20 protein-coding genes are annotated in these 19,005 nt (G+C 60.2%); 15 read left to right on the top strand and 5 right to left on the bottom strand.

The annotated features are described in order from the left end of the window. The first annotated feature begins 3 nt into the window (after positions 1 to 3). From scpB to HGP12_RS03250, 8 genes are all read left to right on the top strand, one after another. Positions 4 to 696: an SMC-Scp complex subunit ScpB gene (gene scpB / locus HGP12_RS03285; RefSeq protein ID WP_168839184.1), complete on the top strand. Its 693-nt coding sequence runs from the start codon at positions 4 to 6 to the stop codon at positions 694 to 696. A gap of 285 nt (positions 697 to 981) precedes the next feature. Next, positions 982 to 1,188 (top strand): twin-arginine translocase TatA/TatE family subunit, encoded by a 207-nt coding sequence (locus HGP12_RS03280; protein WP_015339687.1) that lies wholly within the window; start codon positions 982 to 984, stop codon positions 1,186 to 1,188. A 55-nt stretch (positions 1,189 to 1,243) separates the two neighbouring features. Continuing rightward, positions 1,244 to 1,945, top strand: a complete 702-nt coding sequence (tatB, locus tag HGP12_RS03275) for a Sec-independent protein translocase protein TatB (RefSeq protein WP_168839093.1) — start codon at positions 1,244 to 1,246, stop codon at positions 1,943 to 1,945. Continuing rightward, a complete protein-coding gene (gene tatC, locus HGP12_RS03270; protein WP_168839092.1) occupies positions 1,942 to 2,769 on the top strand; it encodes a twin-arginine translocase subunit TatC in 828 nt (275 codons plus the stop codon). Before tatB ends, tatC begins: the two co-directional genes overlap by 4 nt. A gap of 99 nt (positions 2,770 to 2,868) precedes the next feature. Next, on the top strand, positions 2,869 to 4,152 hold the full coding sequence (gene serS, locus HGP12_RS03265) for a serine--tRNA ligase (protein ID WP_168839091.1): 1,284 nt from the start codon (positions 2,869 to 2,871) through the stop codon (positions 4,150 to 4,152). Positions 4,153 to 4,167: 15 nt separating this feature from the next. Continuing rightward, complete coding sequence (surE, locus tag HGP12_RS03260) at positions 4,168 to 4,932, top strand: 5'/3'-nucleotidase SurE (protein ID WP_168839090.1); 765 nt, start codon at positions 4,168 to 4,170, stop codon at positions 4,930 to 4,932. Positions 4,933 to 4,936: 4 nt separating this feature from the next. Continuing rightward, positions 4,937 to 5,590, top strand: a complete 654-nt coding sequence (locus tag HGP12_RS03255; protein ID WP_168839089.1) for a protein-L-isoaspartate(D-aspartate) O-methyltransferase — start codon at positions 4,937 to 4,939, stop codon at positions 5,588 to 5,590. A gap of 169 nt (positions 5,591 to 5,759) precedes the next feature. Beyond that, positions 5,760 to 7,457 carry a peptidoglycan DD-metalloendopeptidase family protein gene (locus HGP12_RS03250; protein WP_168839088.1) on the top strand — a complete coding sequence of 566 codons (1,698 nt, stop codon included), beginning with the start codon at positions 5,760 to 5,762 and terminating at the stop codon, positions 7,455 to 7,457. A gap of 78 nt (positions 7,458 to 7,535) precedes the next feature. Here the strand turns inward: HGP12_RS03250 and HGP12_RS03245 are convergent, their stop codons facing one another. Beyond that, positions 7,536 to 8,408: an ATP-binding protein gene (locus HGP12_RS03245; protein WP_168839087.1), complete on the bottom strand. Its 873-nt coding sequence runs from the start codon at positions 8,406 to 8,408 to the stop codon at positions 7,536 to 7,538. 204 nt (positions 8,409 to 8,612) lie between these two features. Here HGP12_RS03245 and yajC point away from each other — a divergent pair, with 204 nt between their 5' ends. From yajC to HGP12_RS03220, 5 genes are all read left to right on the top strand, one after another. Further along, positions 8,613 to 8,960 (top strand): preprotein translocase subunit YajC, encoded by a 348-nt coding sequence (gene yajC, locus HGP12_RS03240; protein ID WP_149637551.1) that lies wholly within the window; start codon positions 8,613 to 8,615, stop codon positions 8,958 to 8,960. Between the two features lie 158 nt (positions 8,961 to 9,118). Beyond that, the gene (gene secDF / locus HGP12_RS03235) at positions 9,119 to 11,659 is read left to right on the top strand and encodes a protein translocase subunit SecDF (RefSeq protein ID WP_168839086.1); all 2,541 of its coding nucleotides are present in this window, start codon (positions 9,119 to 9,121) and stop codon (positions 11,657 to 11,659) included. Positions 11,660 to 11,663: 4 nt separating this feature from the next. Further along, complete coding sequence (locus HGP12_RS03230; RefSeq protein ID WP_168839085.1) at positions 11,664 to 12,050, top strand: Mth938-like domain-containing protein; 387 nt, start codon at positions 11,664 to 11,666, stop codon at positions 12,048 to 12,050. Between the two features lie 15 nt (positions 12,051 to 12,065). Continuing rightward, on the top strand, positions 12,066 to 12,926 hold the full coding sequence (locus HGP12_RS03225) for a phytoene/squalene synthase family protein (RefSeq protein WP_168839084.1): 861 nt from the start codon (positions 12,066 to 12,068) through the stop codon (positions 12,924 to 12,926). Positions 12,927 to 13,002: 76 nt separating this feature from the next. Continuing rightward, positions 13,003 to 13,464 (top strand): hypothetical protein, encoded by a 462-nt coding sequence (locus tag HGP12_RS03220; protein ID WP_168878674.1) that lies wholly within the window; start codon positions 13,003 to 13,005, stop codon positions 13,462 to 13,464. Between the two features lie 26 nt (positions 13,465 to 13,490). Here the strand turns inward: HGP12_RS03220 and trmFO are convergent, their stop codons facing one another. The 4 genes from trmFO to HGP12_RS03200 all read right to left on the bottom strand — a co-directional run bounded on the left by trmFO (position 13,491) and on the right by HGP12_RS03200 (position 16,322). Continuing rightward, entirely contained in the window at positions 13,491 to 14,927 is a 1,437-nt protein-coding gene (gene trmFO / locus HGP12_RS03215; protein WP_168839082.1) for a methylenetetrahydrofolate--tRNA-(uracil(54)-C(5))-methyltransferase (FADH(2)-oxidizing) TrmFO, read from the bottom strand. A gap of 185 nt (positions 14,928 to 15,112) precedes the next feature. Further along, a complete protein-coding gene (locus HGP12_RS03210; RefSeq protein ID WP_168839081.1) occupies positions 15,113 to 15,469 on the bottom strand; it encodes a VOC family protein in 357 nt (118 codons plus the stop codon). A 259-nt stretch (positions 15,470 to 15,728) separates the two neighbouring features. Beyond that, positions 15,729 to 15,872 carry a DUF1127 domain-containing protein gene (locus HGP12_RS03205; protein WP_007690982.1) on the bottom strand — a complete coding sequence of 48 codons (144 nt, stop codon included), beginning with the start codon at positions 15,870 to 15,872 and terminating at the stop codon, positions 15,729 to 15,731. Between the two features lie 303 nt (positions 15,873 to 16,175). Beyond that, the gene (locus HGP12_RS03200; protein WP_015339702.1) at positions 16,176 to 16,322 is read right to left on the bottom strand and encodes a DUF1127 domain-containing protein; all 147 of its coding nucleotides are present in this window, start codon (positions 16,320 to 16,322) and stop codon (positions 16,176 to 16,178) included. An 851-nt stretch (positions 16,323 to 17,173) separates the two neighbouring features. Here HGP12_RS03200 and HGP12_RS03195 point away from each other — a divergent pair. Further along, the gene (locus HGP12_RS03195; protein WP_168839080.1) at positions 17,174 to 18,313 is read left to right on the top strand and encodes a DUF2157 domain-containing protein; all 1,140 of its coding nucleotides are present in this window, start codon (positions 17,174 to 17,176) and stop codon (positions 18,311 to 18,313) included. Beyond that, on the top strand, positions 18,310 to 18,927 hold the full coding sequence (locus HGP12_RS03190; RefSeq protein ID WP_168839079.1) for a GDYXXLXY domain-containing protein: 618 nt from the start codon (positions 18,310 to 18,312) through the stop codon (positions 18,925 to 18,927). Before HGP12_RS03195 ends, HGP12_RS03190 begins: the two co-directional genes overlap by 4 nt. Positions 18,928 to 19,005: the final 78 nt, after the last annotated feature.

The following is a 19,005-nucleotide window of genomic DNA, read 5'->3' as shown; positions in this document are numbered from 1 at the left end:
CACATGGAACCCGAGGCGGAAACGCTTGAGATCGACGAGCGCCGGTTGAGCGAGGCAGAGCGGATCGCTGAAGCGCTGGTTTTCGCCTCGGCACAGCCGGTCTCGGAGGCCTTCATCGCCGAGCGCGTGGCGCGCGGCGTCGATATCCCCGCCGTCATGCGGAAGCTCAAGGCCGATTACGCCATGCGTGGCGTCAATCTTGTTCAGGTGGATGGAGCCTGGGCCTTCCGTACGGCTGCGGATCTTTCCTTCGTGATCCGGCGCGACGAGAGCGAGGTGCGCAAGCTGTCGCGCGCCGCGCTGGAGGTGCTGGCCATCATCGCCTATCACCAGCCGGTGACGCGCGCCGAAATCGAAGATATCAGGGGCGTGCAGACATCCAGGGGCACGCTCGACGTGCTGATGGAGGCCGGCTGGGTTCGCTTTCGTGGCCGCCGCCGGACGCCGGGGCGGCCGGTCACGCTCGGCACGACGCGCGATTTCCTCGACCATTTCGGCCTGGAGGAGCTGCGCGATCTGCCCGGTCTCGAAGAGTTGAAGGGGGCAGGGCTGCTGTCAGGTCGGATTCCGGCCAATTTCAACATCCCGTCGCCCTTGATGAACGACGAGCTGACCGAGGACGAGGATCCGATTACCCAGATGGATCTAGAAGAGCTAGGGATCCTGCCGCCCAGCGGCGCAAGCTCCGGCGACTGACTCCATCGGTTGCCTGCCACGGTCTCACCGGGAATGGCCCTCCAGGAACGACCTGTGAAATGGGGTCGTAATTCTATCGGCGGATTTTCGCTAAACTGCCGGCCAAGTCTCGCTTTTGCCATCAGCGGATGCGAATATGAAAATCATCCTCTCGATTTGGAGACGTTTGGTCGCCTGCATGGACGTTCATCATCCTGATATGCGTGGATGCACTGCATTTTGTTGTTTGAAAAACATCCGCAAACGTCTTACATCGGGAAGACACTGTAATTGGGAGTTAAAGCAATGGGTTCTCTAAGCATATGGCACTGGCTCATCGTCCTGGCCATCGCGCTTTTGTTGTTCGGCCGTGGAAAGATCCCGGAGCTGATGGGTGATGTCGCCAAGGGCATCAAGAGCTTCAAGAAGGGCATGAACGACGACGAGGATACGTCGACATCCGCGACGACGACGTCCCGTACGGTCGAGCACAAGGCTGACGAAACGAAGTAATCATGTCGGGCAGGCCGCAAGCTGAAAGGCTTGCCGTTAGCCCAGGAGCCTTTGCATGTTCGATATAGGCTGGTCCGAGCTTGTGGTTATTGGCGTCGTGGCCTTGGTGGTGATTGGCCCCAAGGAGTTGCCGTCGACATTGCGGACCATCGGCAAGATGACGGCTCGCGCGAGGAAAGTCGCTGGCGAATTTCGCGCTCAGTTCGATGAGGCCATGCGCGAGGCGGAGCTGGGCGATGTGCGCCAGACGATTGCCGATGCCCAGAAGCTCAATCCGGTCAACGCGCTGCGGGAGGCGATGAACCCGCTGCGCGAGATGGGCAATGAGATAAAGGCCGATCTGCAGCGCGCGGCAACGCCGGATCAGGCCGCCGCAACCTCGACTCCTTTGCCAGCCGAACCGGTGCCCGGCGTTTCGGCTGGTTTGCCGGAAGCGCTTGCGGCTACGGCCACGCCGAGCAATTCGCCGCTGGTGACCGCTCCCGCTCCGCAGCCATCCGCCGTTGCCAGTGAGGTCGCCGCAGGCAAAGCCGTCGAAAAGCCGAAGGCCGTGCGCAAGCCGCGTGCGAAGACGGTTGCCAAGGTTGACGATGTCGCGGCCGCCGTTGTCCAGACGCCCGTCGTTACGGAAAAACCGAAGCGTGCCCCGCGCAAGGTTGCGACCGCCGCTGTAGCAAAGACGCCTCCCGCTCCCAGGGCGCGTGCTGTAGCCAGCAAGGCGACGCCTAAAACGCCCAAGAAGAAGGACCAGGCATGACGGGTGATATCGATGATAAGCCGCAGCCGCTTATCGAACACCTTATGGAATTGCGAACGCGGCTGATCTGGTCGATCGTGGCCTTCTTCATTGCCTTCATCGGATGCTTTGCAGTGGCAAAGCATCTCTTCAACTATCTGGTCTATCCCTATAAATGGGCGGTCGAATGGGCTCATCTCGATCTCTCCAAGGCCGAGCTGATCTATACGGCCCCGCAGGAATTCTTCTTCACCCAGGTGAAAGTCGCGATGTTCGGCGCCCTGGTGATTTCATTCCCGATCATCGCCGCGCAGATTTATAAGTTCGTGGCGCCGGGTCTCTACAAGAACGAGCGTTCCGCCTTTCTGCCGTTCCTCATCGCATCTCCGATCCTGTTCCTGATGGGCGCGGCGCTCGTCTACTTTTTCTTCACGCCGATGGTGATGTGGTTCTTCCTGAAGATGCAGCAGGCGCCGGCCGATGGTCAGGTGGGCATCGCGCTGCTGCCGAAGGTCTCGGAATATCTGAGCCTCATCATGACGCTGGTCTTTTCCTTCGGCCTCGTCTTCCAGCTGCCCGTCATCACCACGCTGCTGGCGCGCGTCGGCTTGCTGACCTCCTCCTGGCTGGCCGAGAAGCGCAAGTTCGCGATCGTTTTCGCTTTTATCGTCGCTGCAGTGCTGACGCCGCCGGATCCGATGTCCCAGATCGGCCTTGCACTGCCCACGATCCTTCTCTACGAGATTTCCATCTACGCGGCGCGACTCGTGGAACGCCAGCGTAACCGGCAAGCGCTTGACGAGACTGGCGGGACTTCCGAGATCACCAAGACGGATAACGTCTAGGCAAGGAAGGCTTAGCCTCGTTTCCCAGCCATTGCCGTTTCGACCTCCGACCGAGACCTCGGTCGGAGTTGTACTTATGTCAAACGACCTGGAACGAAGATGCTTGATATCAGATGGATTCGTGAGAACGCCGAGGCTCTGGATGCCGCGCTTGCCAAGCGCGGTGCGGAGCCTCTGTCGCAAAGCCTCATCGCGCTCGACGAGAAGCGCCGCTCCGTCATCCAGTCCGTCCAGGATATGCAATCCCGCCGCAACGCCGCTTCGAAGGAAATCGGCGCGGCGATGGCGCAGAAGAACAGCGAGCTTGCAGAGAAGCTGAAGGCCGAAGTCGCCGACATCAAGACCTCGCTTCCGGCTGCGGAAGAGGAAGAGCGCACGCTGACGGCCGGGCTCCACGACGCGTTGTCTCGCATTCCCAACATCCCGCTCGAGGATGTGCCGGTCGGCAAGGACGAGCATGACAACGTCGTCAAGCATGTCTGGGGTGCCAAGCCGACCTGGAACCACGAACCGAAGGAGCACTTCGATATCGGCGAAGCCCTCGGCTACATGGATTTCGAGCGTGCCGCCAAGCTTTCCGGTTCGCGCTTCACCGTGCTGACCTCGCAACTCGCGCGCCTTGAGCGGGCGCTGGGTCAGTTCATGCTCGATCTGCACACCAGCGAGCATGGTTATACCGAAGTCAGCGCACCGCTGCTGGTGCGCGACGAGGCGATGTTCGGAACCGGCCAGCTGCCGAAATTTACCGAGGATTCCTTCAGGACCACGGATGGTCGCTGGCTGATCCCGACGGCGGAGGTTTCGCTTACCAATCTCGTTTCCGGCGACATCCTTGATCAGGAGAAGCTTCCTCTGCGTTTCACGGCGCTGACGCCGTCCTTCCGCTCGGAGGCCGGTTCCGCCGGTCGCGATACGCGCGGCATGCTGCGCCAGCATCAGTTCTGGAAGTGCGAGCTTGTATCGATCACCGATGCTGAAAGCTCCATCGCCGAGCATGAGCGGATGACGGCCTGCGCCGAGGAGGTGCTGAAGCGCCTTGGCCTGCACTATCGTGTCATGACGCTCTCGACCGGCGACATGGGTTTTGGCGCGCGCAAGACCTATGACCTCGAAGTCTGGCTGCCAGGGCAGGATACCTATCGCGAGATCTCGTCCTGCTCGGTCTGCGGTGATTTCCAGGCCCGGCGCATGAATGCACGCTATCGCGGCAAGGACGATAAGGGTACTAGGTTCGTTCATACGCTGAACGGTTCCGGCACGGCGGTCGGCCGCTGCCTGATTGCCGTTCTCGAGAATTATCTCAATGCCGACGGGTCCGTCACTGTTCCGGACGCACTGCTGCCATATATGGGTGGTGTGAAGAGGATCGAGAAAGCGGCATAATCGAACGGTGGGGCGATGCGTATTCTTCTGACCAACGATGACGGCATTCACGCCGAAGGACTGGCGGCGTTGGAGCGTATCGCCCGCACTTTGTCTGATGATGTATGGGTTGTCGCGCCCGAGACGGATCAGAGCGGCCTTGCCCATTCGCTGAGCCTTTCCGAGCCGTTGCGCATGCGCAAGGTCTCCGACAAGCACTTTGCGCTCAGGGGAACGCCGACCGATTGCGTCATCATGGCGATCCGGCAGGTTATGGACGGCAAGCCGGATCTGGTGCTTTCGGGCGTCAATTCCGGCTCGAATGTGGCCGATGACGTGACCTATTCCGGAACCATAGCCGGCGCGATCGAAGGCACGCTGCAGGGCGTGCGCTCCTTCGCGCTGAGCCAGGCCTATGTCTATGAAAACGGCGCGCGTGTCGTGCCCTGGGATGTGGCCGAGACGCATGCGCCGGCCTTGCTCGGCAGGCTCATGGATGTCGATCTGCCGGACGGTACCTTCCTCAATCTCAACTTTCCGAACTGCCGCCCCGATGACGTGGCGGGAGCGGAAGTGACGGCGCAGGGCAATCTCGCCTTCAATGTGCAGGTCGAGGAGCGGGCCGACGGTCGCGGCTTCCCTTATTATTGGCTTCGCTTCGGCGAACGCAATGGTATCTTCCGTCCGGGAACCGATATTCAGGCGTTGAAACAAAATCGTATTTCGGTAACGCCTTTGAAACTCGATCTGACGGATTATTCGGCGCAAGACCGCGTGGCGCGGGCGCTCGGTATGGAGTAGCGGATTGACACCTCGTTTGGTGGAAAAGGAAGGCTTTGCGGCCGTGGTTCTGCGGCTGCGGGCGGAAGGCATATTGGATATCGATCTGATGACGGCGGTCGAGCAGACGCCGCGCCTACCTTTCGTGCCGCCGCAATTTTCCGATGATGCCTATTCCAGCCGCACGATTCCGATCGATTGCGGTTCCTTCATGGAGGGCATCGATCTGGTCGTGCGCATTCTCCACAGCCTGAAGATCAAGCCGGGGCACCGCGTTCTCGAAATCGGAACGGGAAGCGGTTTCACCGCCGCCGTCATGGGGCGAATCGTGGAGCGTGTTCTGACGATCGACCGCTACAGGACGCTGACGACCTCGGCGCAGCAGCGCATGGATACCCTCGGGCTGCGCAATGTCGTCATCCGTCAGGCAGATGGCAGCGCCGGCTTGCCGGGCGAGGGCACCTTCGACCGCATCCTGGTCACCTCCGCATTTCCGACCATGCCGCGCTTCTATGCCGAGCAGCTGGTATCGGGCGGATCGATGATCGCGCCGCTGATGGTATCGGACGATGTTTGCCGCCTGGTGCGGCTGACGAAGACCGGCAGCCGCTTCGAGCGCGAAGAGCTGTTCGATGTTCCCTATCAGCCCATCGTGCCGATGCTTGCCTCTTATCTTTGAGGCTCAATTCGGGATAATGCCTGTGAAACAAGGCGTCTCGGCGCCGTTTCATCCTCTATGGTTAGCAATTCCTCAAAAAAACACATGCCGCACCAGTGCTTTAACCGCATGGTAAGATTAACGCGCTTTAATCGACCCATAATCGGTTGCGTCTCAAGTGGGTCGAGTCATGGGTTTCAGTCTTTCTTCGAATTTCGGTAAATCGGCAGGGAAAGTCCTGGTGGCCATTCTTCTGGCGAGCACCGCGACGGCTTGTAGCTCAGACACGACCCGGTTCAGCGGGCTCTTCAATAAGACCGACAATGTGACGACCGGTTCGATCAACCGGCGCGGTTTGAATGGTCCGAATGGCGATCCGGTGCCGCGCGCCGATGTCGCGCAGGCCGGCGGTTACGGTCAGCAGGATTATTCGCAGCAGAGCGCGCCGGTATCGCAACCCTACCCGAACTCGCCGGCTCGCTATAATCCGTCCTACTCCAGCGCGCGTGCATCCACCGCACCCGTTGCAATTCAGCGCACCGAACTTGCTCCTCCCGGCGCCTCCGCCAGTGCGGCGCGTCCCCGTGGTGGTTCGCGCGCCGAAAGCGAAGCGCTTGCTCAGCCGTTCCCGGCGTCGCATAACAATAACGGCTCTCGCCCGGCACCGGCTCTCGCACCCGACGCAATGTCGACCGGCACGATCAAGACGGCCGCCGCGCCTGAAATGTCTCCGGGCTGGACCACCGTCAACGCGCCAAGCGTGACGCTGCGCCAGGGCGAAAGCGTTGCGCTTCTGTCGCGCCGCTACGGCGTTCCGGAAAAGGAAATTCTGCGCGCCAACGGCCTGCGTAACAGTGCGGGTGCTCAGCCCGGTCAGCAGATCATCATTCCGACTATGAATGGCGCTGGTGCCTCAAGCCCGGCCAAGATGGCGTCCGAAGCGACGGATCTTTCCAAGGGCGGCAAGATGCCGGCTCCGGCCAAGGCGCCGCAGCAGGAAGCCCTCGCACTGCCTTCCGGCAACCAGATGCGCGGCAAATCCCAGGCCGGCCTTGCCGATCCCAACAAGCTTGCCGCCGGAAATGGCAAGGGTCCGACCCCGAAGGGCACCGGCACCTACGTGGTCAAGCCGGGCGATTCGCTCGCTCGCATCGCAAAGGAGAGCGGTGTCACCGTCGCCGAACTGAAGCGTGCGAACAATATGCAGGCCGGCGACAGCATTCGCATCGGTCAGGCGCTTGCCTTGCCGCACGGCGCCGTTGCCGCTGCAGATCCGGTCAAGACCGCTTCCATCGAACCGCAGAAGGTTTCGGCCAAGCCCGGTGCCGTGCCGGTCGCGGAACCGAAGCAGGTGGCCGCCGAACCGATCGCAAAACAGGCCCCCAAGGCTGTCGCTCATGCGGATACCGCAGCCGATGCCAAGCCGCAGGCGGTTGCCTCCGCTTCCCCGAGCCAGTCCATCAACGACGCGGCCAAGTCGGATGCGCAGGCCGATGCGCCGGAAGCAACCGGCATCGGCAAGTATCGCTGGCCGGTTCGCGGTGCCGTGGTTGCCGGCTACGGCTCCAACGTCAACGGCAGCCGCAATGATGGTATCGACATCTCCGTTCCCGAGGGCACGCCGGTCAAGGCCGCCGAAAACGGTGTCGTCATCTATGCCGGCAACGGCCTGAAGGAGCTCGGCAACACGGTTCTGGTTCGTCACGACGACGGTACCGTCACCGTCTACGGCCATGCCGATGCGCTCAGCGTTACCCGCGGCCAGAAGGTTCAGCGCGGCCAGACGCTGGCAACCTCCGGCATGAGCGGCAATGTCAGCCAGCCGCAGCTGCACTTCGAAGTCCGCAAGAATTCGGCCCCGGTCAACCCAATGACGTTCCTTGAATAGATAGTGCGTCTCAAGGACTCTGCAAAAAGCCCGGTCAACGCCGGGCTTTTTGTCGTTCATGGCCTAGTTGATTGAAGATCAATCCCGTTCCAGCACGATACGCTGGCGCCCGGCGAGATCCTGGATATATTGCCACGCGACGCGGCCGGAGCGGGCGCCGCGGGTCGTTGCCCATTCAAGGGCTTCATGATGCATTTGCGCGCGCTCGAGGCCGAGCTTGAAATGATCGGCATAGGCGTCGATCATCTGCAGATAATCTTCCTGGCTGCACTTGTGAAAGCCGAGCCAGAGCCCGAAACGGTCGGAGAGTGAAACCTTCTCTTCCACGGCCTCGGAGGGATTGATCGCCGTCGACTGTTCGTTTTCCATCATATGACGTGGCAGGAGGTGGCGGCGGTTGGATGTTGCGTAAAACACCACATTGTCCGGCCGTCCCTCGACGCCGCCATCCAGCGCCGCCTTCAGCGATTTATAGGCTGTGTCGTCGTGATCGAAGGAGAGGTCGTCGCAGAAGATGATGATGCGATGCGGTGCGGCTTTCAGGATATCGAGCAGCACGGGCAGCGACGAGATGTCCTCGCGATGCACCTCGATCAGCTTCAGCGAAACGCCGGTCGAGCGGCGCACGTCCTCGTGCACGGCCTTGACCAGCGATGATTTGCCCATCCCGCGCGCGCCCCAGAGCAGCACGTTGTTGGCGGCAAAGCCGTCGGCGAAACGCAAGGTATTTTCATGCAGGATGTCGCGTACATGGTCGACGCCGCGAATGAGGGTGAGCGCCACGCGGTTCGGGCGGGGAACCGGCTGCAGGTGGAGCCGGACTGGAACCCAGACGAAACAATCGGCGGCATTCCAGTCGTTGACGGCCGGAGCCGGCCCGGCGAGGCGTTCGACAGCGTCGGCAAGGCGGCGGACCTCGGCAAGGATCAGGGCGTTTTGGTCTTCAGTCACCGTTTCCTCCTGAATATTGAACAAGAAAGTCGTAAAATGCGCGCTGTCTTGCCGGGTATCATGCTCCTTTGGGGGCTGAAAGGCTAACAGACCGGGAAAACGGTACGGTTGGCGGCTGTTTTTGTTGCAATCGCCATGCGCGTAACTATATTCCGGCCACCTGAGGCGGGGCCTGTTCCCGCTCGGAGTTCAAGGGAGTTCTCGATGTTTATCACCAACGCATATGCGCAGAGCGCGACAGATTCGGCCGCAGGCATGTTCGGCGGATCCGGCTTTGAAATGATCATCCTGTTTGTGCCGCTGATGGTCGTTTGGTATTTCCTTCTCATCCGGCCGCAGCGCGCACAGGCGAAGAAGCGTGACGAGATCCTGAAGAACATCCGTCGCGGCGATCAGATCGTCACCAGCGGCATCGTCGGCAAGGTCACCAAGGTCATCGACGAAAAGGAACTGGAAGTCGAGATCGCCGAAGGTGTGCGCATCCGCGTCGTCCGCAGCGCCATTTCAGAAGTTCGCGTCAAGGGTGAGCCGGTCAAGGCGGATGCCGCGTAAGGCGCTTGGCTGAAGCGGCGCTCGCCGCCGCCCGCGCATTCTCGAAAATCGTCATCGACTTTCTTGAAGGATTGTGCACAAATTCAAGATGTTACTGCGCCCGTTGCATTTTCTTTTGAAAGCGGGGCGCGGTAGGGAAGCCCTAACTCGAGAGAGCGATGTTGCACGTCTCCTGGTGGAAGACCGCCCTGATCTGGTTCGTCGTTCTCTTGAGCGTGCTTCTGGCCGTTCCCAATCTGCTCGGCGAGCGCTCGCTTTCATCGTTGCCCGCATGGGCGCATCGAAAGATCGAGCTCGGGCTCGATCTTCGCGGGGGTTCTCATCTTCTGTTGAAGATGGAGCGAGGCGATGTCGAGAAGGATCGCCTGGAAACCATTGTCGGCGATATCGCAACACGGTTGCGCACTGTCAATGTCGCTTATTCCGGCCTCACTGGCACCGGCCGCAAGATCCAGCTTCGCATCAATGATCCCGCACAGGTTCAAGCCGCTCTGACGGCATTGCAGCCGCTGACGACCGGCTCCGACAAGCAGGCGGTCGCTCTGTCGCAGGGCGAAAACGGCGCGATGACGCTCGATATCACCGACGCGGATATCGATCGCCACGTTACCTCGGCAATCGCGCGCTCGATTAAGGTCATCCGCGCCCGCATCGCGCAGCTTGGAGTAGGGGAACCTCAGATCCGCAGGCAGGGCGCCGATCGCATTGTCGTGCAGGTGCCTGATCTCGCCGATGCACAGCGGCTGAAGAATCTCCTCGGGCAGCCCGCCAAGCTCAGCTTCCGCCTCGTCGATCCATCGATGACGGTACAGGATGCGATGGATAATCATCCGCCCGCCGGATCGGACGTGCTGTTTTCCGAAGATGACCCGCCGGTCGGCTATCTCGTGCAGAGGCAACCTCTGCTTTCGAACGTCGATTTTTCCAACGCGGTTTCCGTCACTAACGACCAGAGCGGCGAGGGGACGGTCTCCGTCAAGCTGACGCCGGAAGCTACCCATCGCTTCGCGCAATCGACCGCAAGCAATCTCGGCAAGATCACCGTCGTCGTTCTCGATGATCAGGTCATCTCCGCGGCTTCCCTGAAGACGGTTATCGCCACCGGCGAGATCGATGTTCCCGGAGATTTCACTGTTCAGGGCGCGCAGGATCTGACCGTCATGATCAAAAGCGGGCCGCTGCCGGCAACATTGACGACGGTCGAGGAGCGGACCATCCAACCGGGCCTCGGCGGCGAGGCCGCACGCTATGGCGTGATAGCCTGCATCGCAGCCGGCATATTCGTCGCGGCCCTGATGATCGGCTTCTATCGTCTGCTCGGGATCATCGCGACCATCGCGCTCCTCATCAACATCGTCATGGTGATCGCGGCCATGGGGTTGCTCGGCATCACGCTGACGCTTCCGGGTGTTGCCGCCATCGTCCTGATCATCGGCATCGGCCTCGATGCGCTGGTGCTGGTCTATGAGCGGGTGCGCGAGGAGGAAAAGAAAACCCATCTGCTCGTCGATGCCTTACGGCATGGCTTCAACCGGGCGGCCGCGACAGTGGCCGACGCCAATCTGACGGTGCTCATCGTCGCAGCGATTCTCTTCTATGCGAGCACAGGTGCGGTTCGCGGCTTTGCTGCCACCCTCATGGTCGGCGTCTTCACCACGTTCTTCGCCTCCTGCTTCGTTACGCGGTCGCTGGTGAATATGTGGATATCGCGTCGCAAGCCGCGCACGTTGCTGGTCGGCGTGCGGAGCGGAGTTTTCGACAATGCCAATATCCGCTTTATGGGCATCCGCCGTTACACCTTCACGGTATCGGCGGCTCTGTCTGTCATCACGCTTGTCGCCTTCGCGACGGTCGGCATGCATCTCGGCATCGATTTTGCCGGCGGATCGATCATCGAGGTCCGCGCCAAGCAGGGTGTTGCCGACGTGGCGGATATTCAATCGCGCCTCGAAGCCGTCATTCCCGGCGATGTGCGCGTCGAGCGGCTTGCCGATCGCCTCGGCGCCGTGATTCGCGTCCACGCACAGGAGGGTGGTGAAAATGCCGAACAATCCGCCGTATCCCTCGTGCGGGAGGAATTGGGCAAGGACTATAATTTCTCACGCGTCGAGGTGGTCGGTCCCGCCGTATCGGGTGAAATCACCACCACCGCATCCCTTGCCGTTTTGGCGGCGCTGGCAGCAATTCTCATCTACATATGGGTGCGTTTCGAATGGCAGTTTGCGATCGGCGCGATCATCGCGACGCTCCACGATGTCATTCTGACGCTCGGTCTTTTCGTGCTGACCGGCATGGAATTCAACATGACCGGCATCGCTGCGATCCTGACCATTGTCGGTTATTCGCTGAACGACACGGTCGTCGTCTACGACCGCATGCGCGAAAACCTGAAGCGCTATTCGCAGATGCCGCTGCCGATCCTGATCGACGCCTCCATCAATCAGACACTATCTCGTACCATTCTGACGTCCGCGACGACGCTCCTGGCGCTCTTCGCGCTCTACATCTTCGGCGGCGAGGTGATCCGTGCCTTCACCTTCGTGCTGCTTTTCGGCGTTGCTGTCGGCACTTTCTCGTCGATTTATATTGCGGCGCCGGTGCTGATCCTGTTCAAGCTGCGGCCGGACAAGTTCCAGACCGGCGGCGAAAGCAATGGACCCGCTGCCGGCGATATCCAGTCAGGCAAACCAGCGGTGTGAGACATTGGCTAAAGGAATAGAAATCCGTAACGCGCATTTTCCCGGGCGCGCCCCGATCGACGCTTATGGCAATGGCGGCTTCCGTTTTGCCGACATGTCGCATCGCGGCTCGCTGCTTTGCCTGCCCTCCGGCATTTACGCCTGGGACATGCTGCAAGGCGATGCGCTGACACCGGACCGCTTTCAGAAGGTGCTCGATGAAGCTGCGGAGATCGAAGTGCTGCTCGTAGGCACCGGCACGGAGCTGCGACCGCTCCCCGCCGAGCTGAAGGCCGCCCTGCGAGGCAAGCAGATTTCGTCGGACCCGATGAGCACCGGCGCTGCCGTGCGCACCTTCAACATCATGCTGTCCGAGTCGCGTGCCGTGGCTGCGGCGCTGATCGCCGTCTGACCTTCGGATCCACGTATGACGACAACAGCTGCGCCCCGTAGCAACCGGGACATCTGCCTCGCCACGCTTCGCGACACCGATCGCGATCGCTATCTCGCCTGTCTGCTGGCGCCGGAAGAGAAGCGTCCTGCGCTTGCCGCGCTCTATGCCTTCAATGCCGAGCTGGCGCGCGTGCGGGATCTTGTGCACGAACCGCTGCCCGGTGAAGTGCGCATGCAATACTGGCGCGATCTTCTCGAAGGGCAGGCCCATGGCTCGAGCGAGGCCAATCCGATTGCCGCCGAACTCCTGACGGCTATCGAGCAATACCGCCTGCCGCGCCAGACGCTGGTTGACATGATCGATGCGCGCATTTTCGATCTCTACGACGATCCGATGGAAACGCGCGGCACTTTGGAAGGCTATGCCGGCGAGACGGCTTCGGCGCTGATCCAGCTGGCAAGTCTGGTCTTGTCGGCGGATGACGCCAAGCGTTCCGCGGATGCCGCGGGACATGCCGGTGTCGCACAGGCGATTGCCGGGCAGCTGCTGCTAATGCCGACCCATCGTCATCGCGGCCAACTTTACCTGCCGCTTGAGATTTTGACGGCAACCGGTCTCGATCGCGATTCCTTCCTTGCCGGCGAGGATGGGCCGCGCATTTCAGCGGCGATCGAGGCATTTGCCGGCCTGGGCCGCGAGCATCTTGCCAAGGCGAGGGCGGCGGGGGCCATACCGCAGGCGGTATTCCCGGCCTTTCTGCCCGTCACCTTGGCCGAGCCGGTCCTGAAGCAGGCACAGAAGCATGGCGCCGGTCTTTTCGATCGATCCCTGGCATTGCCGCAATGGCGCCGGCAGATGCGCATGGCGATGGCGTCGATTACAAAGAAAATCTAAAATACGCCAAGTTCGCGCAAGTCTCGGCATGTATGGAGAGGGCCGGGCACTGAATTGCATGTCAGGGGGAGTCGCCGTGGGTATTGTCGTCTGGTGCATATTGTTCGCGATCGTCATCGTCGTTGCCTACTACGCGACGCGCATGGCATCGCAGAACAAGGAAGACGGCCTGCACGATACCGGCCTCGCCATTCTGGAATTCGGCCGCGCCTTTCCGACCGAGGCGATCCGCCAGCTACAGACGACGATCGATGGACAGGCGGTCTTCGTACGACTTCATGACGACAAAGCCGGATTCATGCGCAACGTGCGCAACCATTTCAGCGTTCATTTGATCGAGCCCGGCAGGGCTTATGCCAAGATTTCGGCAACCGGTCGCGGCTTGACCGTCGATTTTCTGGACGCGCCTCACCATAACGGCACGTTCGAATTCAAGACGCCCGCCGAAGCCGCGGAAGTATCGCTCTGGCTGCTCGGCAATTATATCGCCGGTGAAGACGCCAAGCCGCAGGAGCAGGCATCGCCGGCCAAAGCTTGAAATTTCCGAAAGCTCAGCTCGAACCGTCAGGCACTCTCCGCAAGCAAAGGCGCCTGAACGCCTAACCACGCGGCGCAGTCGGCAAGTGCACGCTTGGCGATGAGCTGGCGCTTCATGATGGTCTTGTCCTTGCCGCGGAAGCGCTTGACGCCCTCCGGCTTGACGATCGATCCCGGCTGCAGTTCCGGGAAAAGCCCGAAATTGATGTTCATCGGCTGGAAGGAGCGTTTGCCCGGCTCCTCGTGCGAGACGATATGACCGCCGGTGATATGGTTCAGCAGCGAACCGAGCGCCGTCGTAGTTGGCGGCAACGACGGTGCTTCGCCCTTGCGTTCCGCAGCCGCGAAGCGGCCGGCGAGCAACCCAATGCTGGCGCTTTCGACATAGCCTTCGCAGCCGGTGATCTGGCCGGCAAAACGCAGGCCCGGCCGGGATTTCAGCACCAGCGAACCATCAAGTAGGGTCGGCGAGTTGATATAGGTATTGCGATGCAGGCCGCCGAGGCGCGCGAATTCCGCATTCTCAAGGCCGGGTATCAGCCGGAAGATCTCCGCCTGTGCGCCATATTTCAGCTTCGTCTGGAAGCCGACCATGTTGTAGAGCGTGCCGAGCGAATTGTCCTGGCGCAACTGCACCACGGCATAGGCCTTGACCGTCGGGTTATGCGCATTGGTCAGGCCCATCGGCTTCATCGGTCCATGACGCAGGGTCTCGCGCCCGCGCTCCGCCATGACCTCGATCGGCAGGCAGCCGTCGAAATAGGGCGTGCCTTCCCATTCCTTGAAGCCGACGGCATCGCCGGCGATCAGGGCGTCGACGAAGGCATTATATTGGGCTTCGTCCATCGGGCAGTTGATATAGTCCTTGCCGGTGCCGCCCGGGCCGACCTTGTCGTAGCGCGACTGATACCAGCAGATGTCCATGTTGATGCTGTCGCGGTAGACGATCGGTGCGATGGCGTCGAAGAAGGCAAGCGCATCGGCGCCGGTTTCGGCCTGGATCGCGCTGGCAAGATCGGGCGCCGTCAGCGGACCTGTGGCGATGATCGCCTGGTCCCATTCCCTGGGCGGCAGGCCCTGGATTTCCTCGCGGGCGACGGTAATCAAGGGATGGCTCTCCACCGCCTGGGTTACCGCTGCGGAAAAACCATCGCGATCGACTGCGAGCGCCCCACCAGCCGGCACCTGATGCTTGTCCGCACATGCCATGATGAGAGAGCCTGCCATGCGCATCTCGGCATGGATGACGCCGACGGCGTTGCTGGTCGCGTCGTCGGAACGGAACGAGTTGGAGCATACCAGTTCGGCAAGGCTGTCGGTCTTGTGTGCTTCCGTGCCGCGCACGCCGCGCATCTCATGCAGGATGACGGGCACGCCGGCCCTGGCGATCTGCCATGCGGCTTCCGAGCCGGCAAGCCCGCCGCCGATGACGTGGATGGGGGAATGGGAGTTGGTCTGTGTCATGCGCGCGTCATTATCACGGGCGAGGCAGCGATCCAATGCTTTGCTAAAGCATGTCGCGCAAAAGTGTGCAGTGATTTTATGGCAACGACATGCGCAAGAGCGATGTCTTCTTTCGTTGCATGCAATCAGTTTCCGTTCGTTCGGTCTTCCGCCGAACTTGTCTCTGGTCTCGCGCTTAATGGGGGCTATGTGTTGAAGGGCCTCGAAGGCGGCTCTGCAAGAGTGATGCGATTTCCGTCAGGGTCTGCGAACTGGGCGATCCGTCCGTAGTCACCGTCCAATTCACCTGTGAGCTTCACGCCAAAGTCTTCGAGCGATTTGCGGGCTTCATCCATTTTCGGCACGACAATGGTCAGTCTGCCGGACCCCGCCTTCTCCTGGTCATGGAAGATTTGAATGTTTGCGCCTGCGACGTTGCGCCATTGGATCAACCCATCCATGGGGCGATCGTCGGGCTCCCGGTCGAAAAGTTGGGTATAGAACGTCTCCGCTCTATCCATGCTCGCCGTCGCGAGCGCGGCGTAAATTCCTTGGATTTGCATTCTCACGCCTCCCTGTCAAAAGATCTCCACCTGTAAATGAGAAAAGACGCGGTTCCGTTCCAAAATCGCGCGTGATGGCGGCAGCGGCTATTCCGCTTGGGGCACATGGTTGCCATCCCGGCGCCAGTGGGGGCGAGCGGCTCGCCGCTAATCAACGCAATCTCCGCGAGCCGATGAAATCGAACGATGCACGTTAATCGCCGGAATCAAAAACGGCGCCGAAAGGCGCCGTCTTGAAGCAGTCTGCAATTCCTAACGATTAACGGAAGGAACGAGAAGCGATATTGCGGATCTCGTAGCGGCTGACGCCGATGTCCGAAAGGGTCTGGCTGGAGAGGTTGCCAAGTTCGTTCAGAGTGCGGCGGTAGCTGATCCAGTTCTTTGCAATGCGAATCGGGTTCATGATCTTATCCTCGGTATCTTGGTTGCGAGCGGTACGATTACCGTCTCAGCGCTTGCACTCCATATAGGCGCGAGGAGGTCTTTTGTGCAGTGCAAATAAATGGCGTCTGCTATGCATTTGTGCAATGTGCCGCCCAAAAAGCCATCAATGCTCAAAATTTAACTGCCTTGCATGTGGCGAATAGCTGAATGATGCCTGGGAATGCTGCACTTGCTCAATGACAGGCAAAAAAGAACGCCCGTCGCGGCGGTCCGCAACGGGCGTTGAGAAGGCTTTCGCTATTGGGCGAAGCCTATCCGGCTATTAGCGGCCGGTGGCTTCGCGGGCAACGCGATGGATGTCGGCGCGGTCGATGCCGAGGTCGTGCAGTTCGCGCGAGCTCATGCGGCCGAGTTCGTTGACGGTCTGACGATACTTGCGCCAGTTATTGAAAGAACGGGTCAGGTTCATGTTAAGTCCCTTTCGAGGATCCGGGATCGAGCGGTTCCGCGATTGGTTCCGTCGTCGATCTAATGGATTTAAATATATGCTGCGCCGCGAAAACTAAAAGAGCGAATGCTTCATGCCACCTATGCACAATATGCAAGTCTCGTGGGTAATCTGCCTAAGATAATGGCTGCTTTATGTGCATATCGCGGCCGAATGAAGAACTGCTTGAGAGGTTCGCTTCACGGCAATACCCGGCTTTCGCAAGCGCTTTCCGTTTGTTGCCGGCCTTCGGCCATGTTTTGGCCAGCCATGCTGTTTGGGGAGAGGTCGTGTCGCTGCAGCGGCTTGTTTTCCGGCTGCGGATTTTCGCTCGACTGCTTGGGTGTCAGGTTCCGGCATTTGCCAACCCATTAGGGTGTTCGCAGCATATGAAGCCGATTTGGACCGGAAAAAATAACGCCCACCGCGGGAGGAGGTGCGGTGGGCGTCATTTGAGATGATTGACGACTGGGAGGAGGAGTGTCGTCAATCTATCGGAGCGCACTGGGAGGAGGAGTGTGCAGCTCCGAATTCCGTGTCGGGACATAAGTCCCCAGGCTTTTCCGACTGAAGCCGGCCCGGCGCGCCATTGCCGTGTTTTGTTGATCTATTAATAGTATGACTTTTTGATTTTGTGCAGCGCAATAATTTCATAGGAGACATGTCGAACGTGCATGCCTTGTAAGGGTATCGTGATACCTTTCCTCATAATGCCAAATCATCGCTTAATTCCGTATTAACGTGGGACATATTTCCGCCGGAAGGTGCCGGCGGCATAGTTGGCGGAATTGTGATATTTCTCCCCGCAACGGAGTCGCAGCTAGGGAGCGGGGATGTACAGGGGCAGGCTGGAACGAGATCTGAAAATCTGGGTCGAAAAAGGTCTTGTCGATGTAGGCGCCGCGGAGGCGGTGCTGCGTGAATATGACGGCCGCCGGACGAGCTTCAGTGCCGGGCGCGTGCTGACTATCATAGCGGCCGTGCTTCTCGGCCTTGCGATACTGCTTTTCGTTTCCGCAAATTGGGAGGCAATTCCGAGAATCATGCGGCTTGCGGGGCTCGTCGCCATGATATGGGCCTTCTATCTCGGCGCGGCGCATCTCCTTACCCTGGGTCGCTCGATTGTCGCATCCGGACTTTTGATCTTGGGTACGCTGAGCTTCGGCGGGGCCATGGCGCTCGTCGGCCAGATGTACAACATGTCCGGCGACGAGCTGACAATGATGCTCGTCTGGTTTGCGGCGGCCTGCATCGTGGCGGCGCTGTTTCGCTTGAGCGCGCAGGTAGCCCTTGCCGGCTTCCTCGCCTGGGCATTCTGCGGCGTCTATCTGTGGGACCATTTCGATCAGTGGCATGGCATCATGCCATGGGTGCCGCCTCTGATGGCCGTCATTTTGATTGCGCTCGTCAGGTATGTCGACGCGCCGGGCGCGCGGCATCTCGCTTACATCATGCTGGTGGGGTGGTTTACCTGGCTTTTCGCCCGGCATGAGAGCCTGAACACCGCGATCCTGTTTGCCGGCCTCGGAATGGCGGCCTTTCTTCTCGCAAGCATTCCCGCTTCGCCGCTGATGGCGCTTGCGCGAACGGCTGGAGCGGCCCCAGCCTTCTATGCCTTTCTTGTCGCATCGATCGGCTTCTTCCTGGTCCATGCGGAGATCAGCAACGGCTCTTTCGAAAACAATGTCTGGGTGGAAGACAAGCTGCCGCTCATCATCGTGGCCGCAGTGACGCTCGTGAGTTCGGTGATCGCAATCGTCCTTGCTGGCCGTGATAACGGTGCGGTTCGCTATCTCGCCTATTTCGTCTTTGCCTGCGAAATTCTCTATCTTGCCGGCGAGACGATCGGCTCGATCATCGGCACGGCCGGCTTTTTCCTGGTCGCCGGCTTGCTGGTGGCCATTGCCGCCTGGCTGGTCATACGGCTGGAAAGGCGATTTTCAGCGGCTAGCGGGCAGGGAACTCGGGCATGACCTATATAACTGACAAGAACATAGTCCTCGGCGGTCGTTCCCGAGCGTGGGTTGCCGCCATCATCGTCGCGGTGCTGCAGACCGCGGTCCTCGGATATATGGTCGGCGAGCGCGCCTGGGGGCTGCGAAGCGGCACCGAAGTCCTCTTGAAGACCGCGCCGGTCGATCCGCGCGATCTCCTGCGTGGCGACTACGTGATCCTGAACTATGACATATCGCGGGTTCCGATCTCGACGATGGTCGAAGGCCCGCCGAAGATGAGCCGGAATGACGCGATTCTGTCCGTTCGCCTGAAGAAGCAGGACGACGGTTACTGGGGCATTGTCGAATCATCCTTCGGAGCGCTCGCTCCGAAACCCGACACGGTCGTGCTCAAAAGCCTGCCTGTCGATTATGTTTTCTATGGTGATGCGATCGATCCGTCGCAGGCGATCATCGGGGTGACCTATGGCATCGAGCGCTATTACGTGCCCGAGGGGCAGGGGCACGATATCGAGAGCGCCCGCAACGACAATCGCGTCGCCGTCGCGGCTCGCGTGTCTTCCGATGGCGTTGCCCATATCAGAAGCCTGCTGCTTGATGGCAAATCCGTCTACGAGGAGCCGCTTTATTGACGACATCTGCGCGAAGAGCTCCGATAAGCTTTAAGCGTCGTCGCGGAACCGTCATTTTTCCTTTGCGTGGTTTGAAAC

Source organism: Rhizobium sp. P28RR-XV (assembly GCF_012641385.1).
GTDB lineage: Bacteria > Pseudomonadota > Alphaproteobacteria > Rhizobiales > Rhizobiaceae > Rhizobium.
The sequence above is the reverse complement of the archived record's forward strand: the minus strand, read 5'-3'. Positions and strand labels throughout refer to the sequence as shown.